This is a genomic window from Capnocytophaga sp. oral taxon 863 str. F0517 (assembly GCF_000466425.1).
In the GTDB taxonomy this organism is placed as follows: domain Bacteria; phylum Bacteroidota; class Bacteroidia; order Flavobacteriales; family Flavobacteriaceae; genus Capnocytophaga.
In genome coordinates this window covers 33437-49620 of sequence record NZ_KE992087.1, presented here as the reverse complement: position 1 = coordinate 49620, position 16184 = coordinate 33437, and the positions used below count along the sequence as shown (strand labels likewise).

Annotated in this window: 18 protein-coding genes; 12 read left to right on the top strand and 6 right to left on the bottom strand. The window is 44.4% G+C overall.

Going from position 1 to position 16184, the window contains the following annotated elements:
• Positions 1-237 precede the first annotated feature (237 nt).
• Complete coding sequence (locus HMPREF1551_RS01255) at positions 238-1563, bottom strand: alginate export family protein (protein WP_021627177.1); 1326 nt, start codon at positions 1561-1563, stop codon at positions 238-240.
• Positions 1564-1615: 52 nt separating this feature from the next.
• On the bottom strand, positions 1616-2011 hold the full coding sequence (locus HMPREF1551_RS01250; RefSeq protein ID WP_021627176.1) for a carboxypeptidase-like regulatory domain-containing protein: 396 nt from the start codon (positions 2009-2011) through the stop codon (positions 1616-1618).
• A gap of 220 nt (positions 2012-2231) precedes the next feature.
• Here HMPREF1551_RS01250 and HMPREF1551_RS01245 point away from each other — a divergent pair, with 220 nt between their 5' ends.
• From HMPREF1551_RS01245 to HMPREF1551_RS01200, 10 genes are all read left to right on the top strand, one after another.
• Positions 2232-2840 carry a hypothetical protein gene (locus HMPREF1551_RS01245; protein ID WP_021627175.1) on the top strand — a complete coding sequence of 203 codons (609 nt, stop codon included), beginning with the start codon at positions 2232-2234 and terminating at the stop codon, positions 2838-2840.
• A 135-nt stretch (positions 2841-2975) separates the two neighbouring features.
• On the top strand, positions 2976-3533 hold the full coding sequence (locus HMPREF1551_RS01240) for a hypothetical protein (protein ID WP_034544053.1): 558 nt from the start codon (positions 2976-2978) through the stop codon (positions 3531-3533).
• A gap of 40 nt (positions 3534-3573) precedes the next feature.
• Positions 3574-4674 carry a major capsid protein gene (locus HMPREF1551_RS01235; protein WP_231374943.1) on the top strand — a complete coding sequence of 367 codons (1101 nt, stop codon included), beginning with the start codon at positions 3574-3576 and terminating at the stop codon, positions 4672-4674.
• 48 nt (positions 4675-4722) lie between these two features.
• On the top strand, positions 4723-5043 hold the full coding sequence (locus tag HMPREF1551_RS01230) for a DUF6706 family protein (RefSeq protein WP_021627172.1): 321 nt from the start codon (positions 4723-4725) through the stop codon (positions 5041-5043).
• 53 nt (positions 5044-5096) lie between these two features.
• Entirely contained in the window at positions 5097-5450 is a 354-nt protein-coding gene (locus HMPREF1551_RS01225) for a hypothetical protein (RefSeq protein ID WP_021627171.1), read from the top strand.
• Between the two features lie 30 nt (positions 5451-5480).
• The gene (locus HMPREF1551_RS01220) at positions 5481-5912 is read left to right on the top strand and encodes a hypothetical protein (RefSeq protein WP_021627170.1); all 432 of its coding nucleotides are present in this window, start codon (positions 5481-5483) and stop codon (positions 5910-5912) included.
• A gap of 26 nt (positions 5913-5938) precedes the next feature.
• On the top strand, positions 5939-6427 hold the full coding sequence (locus HMPREF1551_RS01215; protein WP_021627169.1) for a glycoside hydrolase family 73 protein: 489 nt from the start codon (positions 5939-5941) through the stop codon (positions 6425-6427).
• Positions 6387-6917, top strand: a complete 531-nt coding sequence (locus tag HMPREF1551_RS01210) for a hypothetical protein (RefSeq protein WP_155851595.1) — start codon at positions 6387-6389, stop codon at positions 6915-6917. The genes HMPREF1551_RS01215 and HMPREF1551_RS01210 overlap by 41 nt, the downstream gene beginning before the upstream one ends.
• A 129-nt stretch (positions 6918-7046) precedes the next feature.
• Complete coding sequence (locus HMPREF1551_RS01205) at positions 7047-7964, top strand: DUF6263 family protein (RefSeq protein ID WP_196800698.1); 918 nt, start codon at positions 7047-7049, stop codon at positions 7962-7964.
• Positions 7965-8103: 139 nt separating this feature from the next.
• Positions 8104-9093 carry an AAA family ATPase gene (locus HMPREF1551_RS01200; RefSeq protein WP_021627166.1) on the top strand — a complete coding sequence of 330 codons (990 nt, stop codon included), beginning with the start codon at positions 8104-8106 and terminating at the stop codon, positions 9091-9093.
• A gap of 115 nt (positions 9094-9208) precedes the next feature.
• Here HMPREF1551_RS01200 and HMPREF1551_RS01195 read toward each other — a convergent pair whose 3' ends face one another.
• From HMPREF1551_RS01195 to HMPREF1551_RS01180, 4 genes are all read right to left on the bottom strand, one after another.
• Complete coding sequence (locus HMPREF1551_RS01195) at positions 9209-9898, bottom strand: RloB family protein (protein ID WP_021627165.1); 690 nt, start codon at positions 9896-9898, stop codon at positions 9209-9211.
• 3 nt (positions 9899-9901) lie between these two features.
• Positions 9902-11173 (bottom strand): AAA family ATPase, encoded by a 1272-nt coding sequence (locus HMPREF1551_RS01190; protein ID WP_021627164.1) that lies wholly within the window; start codon positions 11171-11173, stop codon positions 9902-9904.
• A gap of 117 nt (positions 11174-11290) precedes the next feature.
• Positions 11291-12211 (bottom strand): YihY/virulence factor BrkB family protein, encoded by a 921-nt coding sequence (locus tag HMPREF1551_RS01185; RefSeq protein ID WP_021627163.1) that lies wholly within the window; start codon positions 12209-12211, stop codon positions 11291-11293.
• A gap of 110 nt (positions 12212-12321) precedes the next feature.
• Positions 12322-12513, bottom strand: coding sequence for a hypothetical protein (locus HMPREF1551_RS01180; RefSeq protein ID WP_021627162.1), 192 nt, complete (start codon positions 12511-12513; stop codon positions 12322-12324).
• Between the two features lie 110 nt (positions 12514-12623).
• Here HMPREF1551_RS01180 and hemH point away from each other — a divergent pair, with 110 nt between their 5' ends.
• Both hemH and HMPREF1551_RS01170 read left to right on the top strand, forming a co-directional pair.
• Positions 12624-13637: a ferrochelatase gene (gene hemH / locus HMPREF1551_RS01175; protein ID WP_021627161.1), complete on the top strand. Its 1014-nt coding sequence runs from the start codon at positions 12624-12626 to the stop codon at positions 13635-13637.
• Between the two features lie 301 nt (positions 13638-13938).
• On the top strand, positions 13939-16068 hold the full coding sequence (locus HMPREF1551_RS01170) for a leucine-rich repeat domain-containing protein (RefSeq protein ID WP_021627159.1): 2130 nt from the start codon (positions 13939-13941) through the stop codon (positions 16066-16068).
• Positions 16069-16184 lie beyond the last annotated feature (116 nt).

The window sequence follows — 16184 nt, the reverse complement described above, 5'->3', positions numbered from 1 at the left end:
CTATATAAAGTGTATTATTTTAACTATTGATTCGTATTAATTATCAATTGTCACAAGTGAATTATTTGAGTTGCAAAATTACAACAATAAATTATTAAAGTCAAGAAATTTAACAGATTTGGACTTAGAGGTTGGTTGTCAGCAGTTAGTAAAAAAGGACTGCCTTGAGATCTCAAGGCAGTCCTTTTTAGTTGTGCGTTTTTAGTTATGAATTATCGCTCAAAACACAAGATTCGATTAGAATTTAGCAGAGAAGAGCTTAGGGTTGATATTGAGGCTGCACCATAGCCAATCCTGTTGTTTGCGTACTTTTAAGTTGAGCCCGCGTTGTTGTTTGTAGGTGCTAGAAGGGACTATAAGGGAGTAGCCTGCTTGTAGGGAAACATATTGTTGGATCTTATGGGTATAAACGAGGTCACCTTCTACAGCCAAGAGGCGTGTTTTGCTTCCTTGATCACCGAGAATTTTTCCAGCAGAGTGGAAATAGTGTCCGGTAGCGGAGAGGCTTCCCTTATCGGAGGTCTTGAGGTTAAGGGTTAGATAAGGGTTCAAGAGGCCATAGCTAGGGGAATAGCTTACGTAGAAGTGATCCATGAAGCCATAGAACTTATGGTTGGTACCAGAGAACGGATTGAAAGCCTTGTCTTTGTCAGAGCTGCTATTGGTATCATTCCCACTGAGGTAATCCACTCCGAGGGTAGCGGAGAAAGTAGGGGTGAATTGGTATCCTACCAAACCTGCCAATAGGAAGGCTTCTTTGTCCTTACCTGCTGCATTTTTACCAGTTTGTAGGTATCCTTCAGCACCATAACGTAGCGCATCGGACTTACCGCGGTAGTGGAAACCGATGGTCTGCATGTTGTAATCATTGTTATCAACAAGGTCGTTACGTTGTCCGAGGTTAGCTATCAAAACAGAAAGTCCTTGAGTAGGGGCGAAGTCGTAATGCGCATGTACTGCTTCTAGGTGTTGGTAAGGTTGGCCACCTGGAGCAAAGAACTGTCCTTTAGGGTTATTGACATTTCCACTAGTAATTTTTCCTTCGAAGTAGTTTTGGTTGAAGGCAAAGAAAGAGCGTAGGGAGAGCTTTTCGGAGGCTTTCCAATTGATATTGATCGCATCATGCGCACGTCCGGCAGGGTGCCAATCAAGGGAACCGAAGATACGGTCTTCGTCGAGCACGATCATTTGTCGGCCTATTTTGGCATTGACATCCTTGTAGAGAGGAAGGGCAGCGTAGGCTTCGAATACGGAAAGTCCGCCGGTACGATCTTTGACTTGTACTTGAGGTGCTTGTCCCCAAATGTTGACGTTCTGTAGCGAAACGTAGAATTGCAATTGGTCACCGTGCTGATAATTGAAGTTCAGGCGTGTGCGGTTATTGACCAAGATAGCAGGTTTTTCTCCTTCCTGTAAGGGCACATAAGCACCGTTTCGGTATTCGAAACGAGGGCGTAGCTGAGCCGATAGGGTGAAGGAATTCTCTGGAGCATTCTCCTCTTGCGCTTGTGCTATAGAGGCCACTCCTGCTAAGAGGAGTGCAGAAAGCATCATTTTGTTCATATGTTCTTTTTTAATTGTTTTTTAATTGCCAAAGCTTAGCAGCTAACCAGTGTTAATTGTGTTTCTTAAGGAGCTCAAAATCTTTGATTTTGACAGGGGTTTCCTCAGGGTTATTGCTATTTTCTTTTACCGTAAATTGTTCCGAAGGGGTGTATTCCTTGGCGGTAGCCTTTATCTGATAGCTATTTCTGACATCCAGTACGATGACATAAGAGCCACTTTTGTCGCAGGAGTAGGTATTTTCCTGTCCTGTAGAGAGGTTTTTGAGAGAAACGATCGCCTCAGGGATGATCACATGTGTTCTCACATCCATTACGACTCCCACTATACGGTAGGTATATAGTTGGTCTAACTTGCTATGAGGAAGAACAATCTCATGGGAGGATGCAAAAAGGCAATCACTCCATCCAAATAGCGCTAAAAAACAATAGATAAGTAAATTTTTCATAAGACATTAAGTTAGAAGGTTCCGACAAATATACGTCATTTTTTTTGAAATAGCACAAAATCAACGTTAAATATTCTCTAATTAACTCGTTTTTGTTTAACATTATTTTTTATTGTATAAATTCTTACTTCTCACACGAAAAATACTTGATTTCGTAGTCTAAAATGTTGTAATTTTGCAACGTCGAACAACGAGTAAAAGAATTTAAAAATAAAATATCATGAATCAAGAAGAGATTTTAGCATTGCTTCAGCAGAAGTTTCCACAGTTAGCCCCAGCAGATTTGGCGCCGTTGGCCAGTGATTTAGCCGCTCAAGGGCCGGATAGTCATCAGAGCCAAGCCTTGATTACCAAGCTCACTGAGGAGCAGATCAAGGACTTTGTACCAGCGGAGGCCTTCAAGAAGAAAGAACAGCCCCCAGTGGTGTCCCCTGCCCTGGAGCAGCTGGTAGCGGCACAGGTGAGGCAAGCCGTGTCCTCGCTCGAGCAACGCCTGCTCCGTTATGAGGATGCCCAGAGCTATCAGCAGCGCTATAGCGCGCTACAAGAGGCCTTAGATAGCTGTGAAGATCGCAGCTTTCGAGACCAAAGCCTCAAGGACTTCAGGCGTATGCAGTTTGCCTCTGCGGAGGATTTTACCCAGTACTTAGCCCAAAAAAGAGAAGATGTACTACAGGCCAACCAACTTTTGGCTAACCAGCGCCTCTCTCAGCAGCAACCCCCTCTCTCCTCTAAGGGAGCTTCCCTGGAGCATGTCTCGCCCTCGGTCGCAACCTTTATCCAATTACAACAAAATGAAGGTAAAATGTTCAAGGGAAAAGAAGTGTAGGTAATGACTAGTGACCAGTGACTAATGACTAGTGACTAGTGACTAGTGACCAGTGACTAGTGACCAGCGACCAGCGACTAATCATTAACAATTAACCATTAATCATTAACCATTAACTATTAACTATTAGAAAGAATGATACATCACACACCATCGGTTCCTACATCGGGACTATTTATGCACACCATAGCCGACCTGCCCGGAGGGGTAACACTCCATTCAGAAAACTTAGGAGGGGCTTATCTTCAGGTCGGTACGCCTATAGGCAAAGGAGAGAAGGGCATCTACCAGGTGGAGAAGATTGCCTCCACCTACATCGAAATACGAAGTGACTCCAAGGAGTTGAAAGTAGAAAAAGGCCATCATTTCTTGGCCGGAGACTACATAGCCGCGGATATAGCCGATGGCCAAAGAATCGTATCGGTCAATAAACAATCCGTAGAATACGATATACTCACCCTCGAGCAACCCTTCTCGGTGATGCTCCCCAAGCAAACAGCACTTTTTGCCAGTGAGGGGAATAACAAGCAACCCAAGGTCGTTCCCATAGCCTTGGTGGCTGCCAGTACCCTCGTACCACGCGAAGGCGAACTCTATTGCGGGGCTTGGCTAATCTGTGTCATAAAAGAAAAACAAAACCTGCCTATCGCCCAAACACTACGGGAACACCTCAAAACGGTTCTCTTTGTTTAGTGAAAAAAAGAACAGTGATAACTCAAAACACAAAACTCATATGATAAATTCATCCTTAATGGTAGGCCTCAAGCAGGCCGATTTGCAAGCGGTTGTAAGTAGTTACAACTTAGAACAGTATTACTATCCTACCTTGTTCCCCCTTAGGGAGACCTCGCTGCTCTCTTGGCGTATGCTGGAGGCACAGGCAGGACTGAAAGTAGCGGCCGATGTAGTAGCCCGAGGCGCTTCTATCCCTGCTAAAGAGCGAAAGAGTATGGATAAGTTCTACGGAGAGATACCCAAGCTCTCCATCGCACGAGAGAAAAACGAAGACGAACTAACAGACTATGACCTGATGGTGGCTACCTCCGGCGAAAATCCGGATATGCGCTCCTTGATAGAGTTCTGGGCGGACGATACCAAGTACTGCTGGCACGGAATTGCCGCTCGTGCAGAGTGGATCGCTTTACAACAAATCTCCTTAGGGAAATTCTCTCTCACTGCGGACAACAACTTTTCTGTAGTTAGTCAGTATGAGATGGACTATCGCATCCCAGCCAAACAGAAAATAGGAGTGCAAACAGCCTATAACGAAGGAAAAGGTCGTCCTCTTACCCAGGACATTCCTAGGGCGATGAGCATAGGGCGAAATGAACATGGGGTTACCTATAAGTACGCCTTTATGAATGTGGATACCTTCCTGAAGTTCTCCTCACAGGAGGAAGTTATAAAGCGTTGTATGCCCTATACCTTGCAGAATGTTACCGGAGAGACCCCCGACCTGCTGACTGTCAATACCTATTTGGCCAAGCATGCCGAGAGCTACCGAGGCCTACAAATTATCGTCATAGACCAGGAGATAACCCTGCAAAGCGGTAAGGGAAAACATGAAACTCTCAACCCTTTTGCCAATGACGTCATCCTCTTCTCTGAAAGTAAGGTGCTGGGCAATACCTACTGGAAGACCCCTATCGATGTGAAGATGCCTTCCTCCAGTACCCTCAAGGCCTTACATGCCCATACCCTTATCAAGAAATATTCCCAAGAATCGCCCGTGAAGGAGATTACCGAGGGAATCGCCAACCTCTTCCCCGTATGGAACTTGGCCGGTCGCTCCGTACTGATGCAGATTAGTGCCAGTAGGTGGGAGAAAAATTAGTGAATAGTGAAAAATGAACAATGAAAAGTGAAACCCAAAATATAAAGAATGACGAATATAGACTATCTTACTAAGAGCCTGTCCCCGATGGGGATAGAGCCAGAAACTATAGCGCTGCTCCTGGAGAAGGGGCAGCTCTCCCCAGAGGGGCAATTAGAGATAGCGCGCTGTGATAGCGCCATCTACCGCTATTTCTCCCTTATACTAGGGGCAACCTCCCAAAAACGAAGCGAAGGGAGCTTCTCCCAAAGCTGGGACTTAGCCGCCATAGCACGTTACTACACGGCCTTATGCTACGAGTTGGGAGAGAAAAATATACTCTTTCCCACAGCTACGCCCCAACTAAGAGACAAAAGCAACCTATGGTAATAAGCTAATTGGCCAATGAGCTCATTGTCAAATTGACTAATTGACAAATTAACATGCAGTATCCCCATTATCTTTTTGTAATCACCACTTCTTCTGTGCAGCAGCGCGAGGATGGTAGCTGGGAGCCGCCTACCCAAGCGCTTGTCTTCCTATGTCGCTGTAGGGAAGAAGCCCAAAGCAAGGGACAAGAAGTACCCTTGGCCAACACCCTCTATCACCATGTCCAAAGGGGCAATGCCTCTTTCCGACGCTTCTCCTCGGTAGTCTATTTCCCCAAAGGAGTCGCCCGCCTTCCCGCAGGAGTGCGTATCCTTATCAGCGACGACCCTCAGGGCAAAGAGGTGCGTGTAGAAGCCCTCGTCCAGCGCTGTGATATAGGACAATACCACTCCCGATTATGGGTATAACCAAATCTCAGAACCTTAAAAACTCAAAAAATGACCACATTCGATGTAGAAACCCATCTGTATCAGCTCCTTAAGCGATACGACTTGAAGAATCGCATAGCCCTTACCGGCGATATATACTTAGGCAACGATCGCCCTCAGGACTCCTATAAGGAAGATATCGTATTACAATGCCTTGAATATCATTTTCCTAAGGATCGCAAGCCGACCATGCAAGAATTAGCAACCACAGGAGTGGGGCAAATCATTATCTATGTACCCGATATCTATGTATATCAAGGTGTAGAGGGCGCCCGATATGTCTCGGCTCGCTATCGCCTGCGCTTTATCGTCCAAGAAGTCATCACCGCTATCCGCACCTCTTGGCAAGCCGACCCTCCTCACCTGATGATACTCGGCCAAAAGCTCAAACCCCTACCCGAGATACGACAACATGCCGTCACGATCACTGTAGGACTTTAATAGCATCATTAACTATTGCGCATCGTATGAATATTTTCAAAGAAAAATACCTTCCTTATGCCATGGAAAGTGAGCGAAAGACAGGACTTTCGGCTATCTTCATCTTGGCACAAGCCGCCTTGGAGACCGGTTGGGGCAAGCATGCCCCAGGGAATATGTTCTTCGGAATCAAAGCCACGAAGGACACCCCTCTTGCCCAGCGGCAGTTGTTGCGAACCTATGAAATTCTCTCGGCCTTGCCTGAGGCAGGACAATTCCCAGAGGTTATCAGTGTAAAGAAAATGGGTAAGGGGAGATACCTCTGTGTGGTTCGGGATTGGTTTCGCAAATACGATAGTCCCGAAGGCTCCTTCACCGACCATGCCCGCTTACTCTCCCAGCTGCCGCGCTACCAAAAGGCCATGCAGTACAAAAGTGACCCCTATCGCTTGGCCGAAGAAATCGCAGCGGCCGGCTATGCCACCGACCCTCAATATGCAGACAAACTCAAACGGATCATCCAACAACTCTCCTAAGCCTATGAAAACCCTATTGCCCCTGGTCCTGCCCTTGCTGCTTGTCGCCTGCAAGAGCTCCCAGCAAACTACCCAGCAGGTGCTACACACCCAGCAAACCGATAGCTTAGCCCTATACAAGCAACGGCTACAAGAACAGCGAATCCAGCTCGACCAATGGCAGGAACTGGAATGGGAACTCTCCCAGTCGCCAGGCGATACACTCCCTTGCTTAGCCCCTTCGAGTACCCGCCCTCTCTTGGCCGAAATCAAGCAAGGTGCCCAGCGTATCCTTATAGCTCAAGCCCCTCACCTTTCCCTGAAGCTCAGAAATGTCAGTCACCAAAAAGAGCAAAACCAAGACTACCAACAACTTACCCAACACCAAACTAGACAATACCATGCCCACCAATACCAAAGCCAGAAGGTTCACCACCGCCGCCCTCTCCTCTTATGGCTGATGCTCCTGCTCCTTTTAGGAATCCTTATTAAAAGGACGATTAAGTATTAGCTTGTGTGCCCTCATTAATGGTTAAAATAATATAGCATTAACAATGGATAGTTATTCATTAATCATTGTTTTTTTCTTATCTTTGCAGAGTATTAAGTATAAGTGCTATAGCTATTTATTATGTTGAATATGAGGTATTTATTATTTTTCATTCCTTTCTTAGGATGGTCACAAGCCATTGACTTGAGCCTTGTTCTGAAGCCTAAGGGGGTGTATAAGTGGAATGTAGTCTCCGAGGTATCCTCCAAGCAGCGGGTAGACCAAATGGATGTGGCCGTCAAGGCGACAAGCCATACGCTGCTTAGCCTTACTCCTGCGAAGGAGGAAAAGCAGCTATATCCGGTAAGTCTTCGTTATGAAGCGGCTTCCTTAGAGATGGAAACCCAAGTGCAAGGGAAGCCCATGCCCTTGGAAAAAATTCCTCAATATACCAATGAGGCGGCCAAGGAGCTCTGCAAGCAAGCCTTCAAAGGAGAGCTGAGTGTCAAGGGGAAAATTGTAAAGCTCGACCCGGTCAAGCCACTTATGGAGCGTGCTATGAAGCAATTGGAGAAAAAGTATGCCAAGAGTAGCCCCCTTACCCCTTTTGAAAAACAGCAGGTGATGGCGCAACTCGAAGCCGCCTTTGCCGAGACCACCCTTCAGTCCAACCTCTCCTCCGTACTTTCCGTATTGCCCCGACAAAAAGTCAGCGTAGGGGATAGCTGGGAGATAACTTCCTTCCTCTCCAAAGAGATGAATGTGAATATAAAAACCCAATATACCCTCAAGGAGGTAACCCCTGAGACAATCTATATCCAAGGAAAAGTCACTGTAGCTACCGACCATGAAAAAGTCATCCTACAGCAAGGCCAATATGTCTTCTTTACCATGAATGGACAGATAGAAATCGACATTTGGCTCGATCCGGCTACCAAGTGGATTCAAAAAGCGACCGCTAAGCAAACCCTCCAAGGGGAAACTGAGGTAGAAGGAGACCTCTCCCACCAAAAAGGAAAGGTAATCCCCTTCGAAAGCCAATCCCATATAGAGGTTAGTGGCAAGTGAAAGCGTGAATAACAAAGTCAAGAGCGGGGATAACTATTCACTTTTCACTTTTTATTATTCACTTTCTTTTAACGCCCTAATCGAGAAAAAAATAATAACTTAGCCTCCTGAAACAAAGTGTAAAGAAAAATAACAAATCATGAGTGTTGATATTAGCCAAATCAATGAAAAAATAGCACGAGAAAGTGTCTTTATAGAGCAGCTTACCTCCGAGATGTCCAAGGTCATCATTGGCCAGCGGCATATGGTGGATGCACTCCTTATAGGTCTCTTAGGTCAGGGACATATCCTTCTGGAAGGGGTGCCAGGGCTGGCCAAGACGCTTTCTATCAATACCTTAGCTAAGTCCGTACAGGGGTCTTTTAGTCGTATACAGTTCACCCCCGACTTGCTACCGGCCGACGTGATCGGTACGATGACCTACAATGTCAAGCAAAATGAGTTCTCTATCAAAAAAGGGCCTATCTTTGCCAACTTTGTCTTAGCCGATGAGATCAACCGTGCCCCTGCCAAGGTACAATCGGCCTTGCTTGAAGCGATGCAGGAAAAACAGGTGACCATAGGGGATACTACTTTCGCCTTGGATAAGCCTTTCTTGGTCATGGCCACTCAGAACCCTGTAGAGCAGGAAGGGACTTACCCACTACCAGAAGCACAGGTAGATAGGTTCATGCTCAAGGTCGTAATCGACTATCCCAAGCTACAGGAAGAACAACAGATTATGCACAATAACCTACAGGGTACTCATCCAAAGGTCAATCCAGTGGTGAGCCTTGAGCAAATCCTACATGCCCAAAAGGTTGCTTATGAGGTCTATATGGATGAAAAAATTGAGAAGTATATCTTGGATATTATCTTTGCTACCCGTTATCCAGAGAAGTATCAGCTTGCGGAGCTTAGTCCTCTGATACAGTTTGGCGCTTCCCCTCGTGGTAGCATCAGCTTAGCGGTAGCGGCTAAGTGTCATGCTTTTATTCACCACCGTGGTTATGTAGTGCCTGAGGATGTGCGCTCGGTCATCTACGATGTCTTACGTCACCGTATCGGTATCACCTACGAGGCCGAAGCCGAAAATGTTACCTCTGTGGAGATTATCAATAAGATTATCAACACTATAGAAGTACCTTAATAGTGACTAACGACAAGTGACAAGTGACAAGTGACAAATGACAAGTGACAAATGACGAGTGACAAGTGATTAATTTCATTCTGATAATTAGTCACTTGTCACTCGTCATTTGTTATTATAGAAGGTTTTCTACCAGTTCATAGAGATTGGTCAGAGGGGATTGGGAGGCGTAGGGAAGTTTTTCCTGTGCCAGGTATAATTTCTTAGCACGTTCGATGGCTAAGGAGCGTTGGGCGCGAGGGTCTTCTTCGAGTTGGTTATAGAGTCTCTTATAGAAGAAAAGGTCTTTCCCTTTTTCAGGGTCGATTTGTAGGGTTTCTCTCAAGGCTTGTTGGTAGTTTTCCTGCATTTCTCCATAGTGGAGCCATATCCATAGGTCGAAACTATCATTGCTATAGACGATGCGATAGCCCAGGCTATGGGCTTTCTTGGTAGCTGCTTCCAAGGAGTTGGTCTGCTCGGGGCTGGTTCTACACACACACCATACTTGATCGAAATCATGTGCAGTAGCCTTGACAATCTCCTGTGCGTAGAGAACGGTATCCAGCGGTGTGGCTTCCTCTTCCCGAGGGGGTACCACCGTTAAGGAGGCTATAGGAAAAGACTTGAAGTAGGCAGCTTCTTCTTTGGATTGGCATACCACCAAGATGGTTTTGCGCAAGCTACGTTTCTCACTATATTCGTAAGGCTCCTTCAGTAGCTCCCAAGCGGGAGTCGGTTCCTCAGGGTTAGGGATATGCTTGGTATATCGGGTCGCTTTGACCGCTTTGGTCTGCTTCTGAGTTGTTTTTCTTTTCTTTGCCATGGTCTAAATTTCAAAAAGTTCTTTAAAATCACCTACAACAGGCGTAGCACCATATCGGCCACAGAGGTACTCTCTTTGGTGAGCCTCCGTTTTTACCCCTTTTATCTCTGCCAAGCAATAGAGGTGACTTCCTCCTTGTCGGTCTTTCTCTACAAAGGCAATTTGGTCACGCCTTAGCAGGTTCTCCTCCATGAGTTGGGTATTTTGAGTAACGAAGATTATTTGGCTATGGGTATTGGCAGCACTGTTGAACAAGTCCACCAGCCGCTTGGCCAGCAGGGGATGCAGTTGGCTATCGAATTGGTCTATGATTAGCACATTTCCCTGGTGGAGGGCATCGTATAGGTAGGCCGCATATTCGAAGAGGCGTTGGGTACCTTCGGACTCATATTCTTCGAAGGCAAAGAGTGAGAGCGGAATCTTGTCCGTATCTACGCGGTTGAGCTTTTTGGCCGAGAGCAATACCGAACGCTTTTTAGGAGCCTCTAAGCCCTCCGTATTGTCGTTATCCAGCTCCAAAAAGCCTAATTTTTCCACGGCTGTATCCCCTCTTTTGAGCATCTCAAGCATGAAGGACTTCTTGGCGGGTACTCTTAGGGCTTCCCGTGCATAGGCCGTCATTTCAGGGGTACCCAAGCCGCTCAGCACTTTGATACGCTCAAATCCCTCGACAATGGCCTTGGAGATTTTGGCAAAGGGGAAGGAGGTGAGCATTTTTAGGAAAAGACTTGTAGGGGAGAGGAACTCCTTGTTCCCTTCTTCCTGTTGGGCAAGTCCAAGGTAGATATCCCCTTCCTTGAACAAGGTCTCATTCAGATAGCTGATAGCTTGGTTTTCTCGGATAAAATAACAAGTCTCTTTTTTTCCTTTCTTCTCATAGAGCCATTCGGACTGTATGGCCTTATCGGTAGCCTCAAAGCCATAGCGGTACTTGGTCTCATCTATCCAAAAAATCATCTGAAAGAAGGAAGGGCGCTCCATGCTATCGGCACTGAGCCTAAAACTGTTAATCAATTCCAATACCTTTTCATTCTTAAGAGATTGAGAGATGATTTTCAAAAAAACAGACAAGGCCTTCACCAAATTGCTTTTCCCACTGGCATTCGCCCCATAGATGGCTTTTGATTTCAAAAAAACATCTCTTTGATGAACAAAGGTATGACTCTCTTCCAAAACCTTGTCTTTCTTGGCCGTTAGCTTCGCCTTTGTCAGGCTTAGCGTTTGTATTTCCTTGAAAGAACGAAAATTGCCAAAGCTAAAGTCTTGTATAATCATTTTATCTTAAAAATTGTGGATCTTTCGCAAAGATAGAAATAAAAAGGAATATAATGATTTTTTTATAAGACTTTAACTATTTTGATGGTGAGTCACTAATCACTAACCACTAATTGTTTAATTGTTGTTTCCTGACCACTGGAGTTTCAGCAAGGAGGCATTCAGCTCGAACCCCAGCAGGAGGATCGTTGCATTGAGCCATATGTATAAAAGGAAGATCAAAAGAGCCCCTATCGAGCCATACAGCTGGTTGTACTGAGCAAAATGCTCTATATAAATCCCGAAACCATAGGTGGTCAGAATAAAAAGAATCAAAGTCAGTAGCGAACCGGCTGAGAAAAATCGCAAACCCTTCTTGGGAGAGCCGAAGTAAAACAGTATCGAGATAGATAGAAAGGCAATAAAAATGAAGAAAACCTTTTTCGTTAGCGGATAAAAATAAGGATTGCTATTGAAAAACTCAAAGATACGCATCCCCTGTATATACTCGAAGGCCAACCAAAGGATTACTGAAGAGAGAATCAGAAATACCAATAGCATCGCTACCCCCATTGAGATAAAGTACTGCCGTACCACCCCGCGGGTATTTTCCACATGATAGGAGTTCTCGAAGCCACCAAAAACGGCATTGATGCCATTGGTAGTGAGAAAGATAGAAAGTACAAATACAGAAGAAAGCAAGCCTGCGCGCTTCTTTCCTGCAATGTCCATGAAGATATCCTCAAAGAAATGATGTGTTCCTGGAGGTAGCAGATTGTCTAAAAAAATCCAAAAATCCTGCTGAAAATCGTTGATCGGTATATAAGGGATCAGGTTCAGCACCACCAAGAGAAAGGGGAAAATAGCCACAAAGAAGCTGTACGAAATCGCACTTGCCCTATAGGTAAGTGCCCCCCTTACAATACCTATCGTATAGAGTTCCAGTAGGTCATAAAGCGAGAACACTCGCCCCTTGCCTAAGGGAATTCCTTTGAGAAAGGTAAAGAACTTGCTTAGCAGTGGGATACGCCACAAACGCGCTTCGGTACTTTGGCTCATAATAATATATTTAGGTTAAAAAATGATTCATATCCGCTTCATACAGATATGCGAAAGCCCTTACAGAGGGGGGGCCTCTGTAAGAGTAGGCTTTTATAAGGGGAGTGTCCTTAGGCGGTTTGCTGTTCTTTGGCGAGCTTCTTAGCGGCTCGATTTTCCTTAAAGCGCTCTATCGCTGCTCCAAATAACCAATAAGGTACTACATAGGAAAGCAAGAAAATCATAAGCCAAAAGCCCATGGTGGCAATCCCTAAGAAGGCTAAAAAGCCTAAATATTCCTGAAAAGTAAAATCGACTTGCATGTTGTTGTTTTTTTCTGTGGCAAAGATACGATGTTTTTTTCAATAAAAAAAATAAATAGTATAGGGAAAAATATAAAAAAGTGCGTACATTTGTGGCAAAATTAAATCGAATGTCAAAAGGTGTTCTTTTGGTCAATTTAGGCTCGCCTAACTCTACTTCTGTCAAAGATGTACGTAATTATTTAGACGAGTTCTTGATGGATCCACGGGTCATAGACCTGCCTTATTTGAGTCGCGCATTGCTCGTCAAAGGCATTATCCTGCGTACCCGACCTAAAAAATCTGCTGCTGCTTACCAAAAAGTATGGACTCCAGAAGGCTCCCCCCTGATCGTCCATACCCGCAAGCTGACCAAAAAGGTGCAAGCACAGCTCTCTATCCCGGTACAGATGGCCATGCGATATGGAAATCCGTCCATCGCCTCGGCTATTGAAGCCCTTTCTGAAAAAGGGGTGAGCGAAATACTCTTGGTACCACTCTATCCCCAATATGCCATGTCCACCACCGAGACCATCTCCGTGCTGGCGCATAAAATAGTGAAGAAGAAATATCCGCATATCTCCCTCTCGGAGCTGCCTTCTTTCTATAATCGCCCAGATTATGTCAAGCTCTTGGCTGCCTCTATCAAGGAATATTATAAGGAAGGGGAGTACTTACTCTTCTCCTACCATGGTATCCCCGAAAGACATATCTATAAGTCCGATGTCACTCGGGAGCATTGCCAGATTAATGATATCTGTTGCAATACCCTCTCCCCAGCCCATCAGTATTGCTACCGGCACCAGTGCTATGCCCTTACCCAGGCGGTTATCAAGGAACTACAGCTCTCCCCAGCGCACTATAGCACCTCCTTCCAATCCCGATTAGGGCGAGACCCTTGGCTGCAACCCTATACCGATGCCACCCTCGAGCGATTGGGCAAAGAGGGGGTCAAGCATTTGGCCATCGTAACCCCTGCCTTTGTGGCCGACTGCCTCGAAACCCTTGAGGAAATCGCCATGGAAGGAAAGGAAACCTTCCTTTCCCACGGAGGGGAAACCTACAACTGTATCCCTTGCCTCAACGACCGAGACGACTGGGCTAAAACCCTCGCCTCTTGGATACAAAAATGGCAGCAAAAATAAGGTTATTAACAAAAAATCACCAATGGTGCATAATTTTTCACGAACTGTACTTTTTAACACCGTTTTCTTAATAAAATAGCTATAAGTATTACATAATAACGCTTTTTTCTTAATAAAAACCTTGCATATCCTGTGCTCAATGGTGGATAACTAAGTTGATAAGTGAATATCTGAATAAAAAAGAAGAAGAGAAAAGATTGTAAATTTGTTTATATCGGAAAAATAGTTTACTTTTGTCCCATGGGAAACCCCAAATAAGACAAAAAATGATTATAGTAATGTTAAGCAAAACTAATTAATTATGAGAAAAAGAATACACATGCTCTTGGCGCTGACCACTTGTGCCATTGCAGCCTTGGCTGTAAGTTGTAACAAAGACAACAAAGATCCTGAAAGCGGAGGAGGAAGTAGTGGAGGAGGAAATGGAACAGCTACAATAACACAGGCTTCGCAAGGGAATGGTGCTCCTAACCCAACAGAGTTAGGCTATTATGTAGACAAACGCTCCAAGACACTTTATAAAAGAGATGCATCAGGAAGAGCAGCAACTGTAAAGGCCTCCCTCCCAACCTTTGCTGAAGGAAACAAACTCTATGTCAGAGAAGGAGCGCCTGACTCAAGTGTAGGCGCTGAAAATGATTTCTATGTTAATACCAAAGAGGATACTAAGGTTTACCAAAAAAAATCAGGAACTTGGACAGAAGTATCGGATGAAATCTATATACGTGATGAGCGTTTCAGAAATGCACTTCTTACCGGAGGAGAGGGAATACTGAAGGCAGATACCAATGGCGATGGTAAAATATCCAAAGCAGAGGCTTTAGCTGCCCAGGCAGTGAGGGTGCCTAATGTGGGAATTTCTTCCTTGGATGGAATCGAACATTTTAAAAATATACAAGTCTTAGAAGCTACCAATAACCAGCTTGAGACAGTAAACATTAATATGCTCACTGCTCTTCAAGAAATAAAACTTAAGGGAAACCGTCTAAAAGGAGAATTGGACTTCTCTCTATTGAGTAACCTACAAAATGGAAAAGTTGAAATCATGAAAGGAGATAGTGGTAACTCAGGGGTGACTAAGATAAAAGTCTATAGTGATAATTTAGCCAATAGCCTCAATACCTCTGATGGTACAGGCAAATATACAGCTAGCTCTAATGTAGATCGTATATTGGAAGAGCTTGATCCTATTCTGCTAGCCAAGCTTTTGGTTCTTAACCCAAGTCCTGATAGAAATGGGGATAGAGCTATTACTATTTCCGAGGCAGCTCGTTATTCAGAAAGAATAGATATAGAGTCTTCTGAGATACGTTCCCTAAAGGGATTAGAGTTTTTCAAAAAAATAAAATCTCTAAGAGTATCTGGAGGAAGTGGCAGAATGGAACTCAATAACGATTCTAAGACAATCTCTTTTTCTGACTTCCCAGACATAGAATCCTTCGGAATATACAATTCTAATTTAAAGGAATTAGAGGTTAAGAACGCCCCTAAGCTGACTAAAATTTTTGTAACTAATGGTAGCTTGGATAAGATTGCAATCTCTGAGGTAGCAGAACTCCAAGTGTTAAATTTGCAAAATAATAGCCTTACAGCTATTGCTGGAGACTTTTTCAATACTTTGACAAAGATTAATTCACTGAACCTCTTGCAGAATAGCATTCAGGGAGAAATCAACTTGAGACCTATACAGAACCTCGCAACTAATGCAGGAACTTTCCAAATAGTAAGAGCATACCAAGGTACAAGAACCAATACTGAGGTAACCAGTATTATTGTAAATACTGCAGATGAGGAAACTGCACTCAATACAGCAGAACAGACCTCTAAGTATACCTCAGTGACAGGAGGAGGTTCCAATAATACACCTATCACTTTCAATAGTGCAAGACTTAAGAAAATTACTTTGGAGAAGCTCAAAGCAATAGATAGGCCATTGTATGGAAGACGTTCAGATAATGATCCCATTACTCAGTCCGATGTCGATAAGATAACTGAGTTCACAGTAGATAACAATGTAAGGGATCTTACTGGATTGGAAGCTTTTAGAAAACTTAAGAAACTGACTCTATACCCACAAGGGCCTACTACCATTGATGTTTCTACTATGTTACAATTGGAGGAAATAACTTTGTCAGGTTCAGGTACTATTCAAAATATTGTAGGGGATGCTCCTAGAGTTAAACTTGTAGAATTGGATGAAAATCGAAATATAACCAAGCTGGATCTACGTGGCTTCCGAAGCCTTGAGGAGGTACGCATCACAGAGGCTAATACAACTCCTAACCACATAGAGTGTATTGCGGTACCTTCAGGAAAAGAGCAATTGATTAAGGATAAAATCATCTATTCTAAAACAGGCTCTAATGGAGCTGCAGGAGCTGCCAAGGAAACCCTCTATCGCTCTAAAGTTAGAACCACTGCATGTGATTAATTTTGAACATTACATATCTTTATCAGAAAAGTGCTCCCCTTCAGGGAGCCTTTTCTTTTGTAAGAAAAGTAAAGCCAGCGAATACATGGAGCTGGGTATGTGGGTGAAGAATGAAA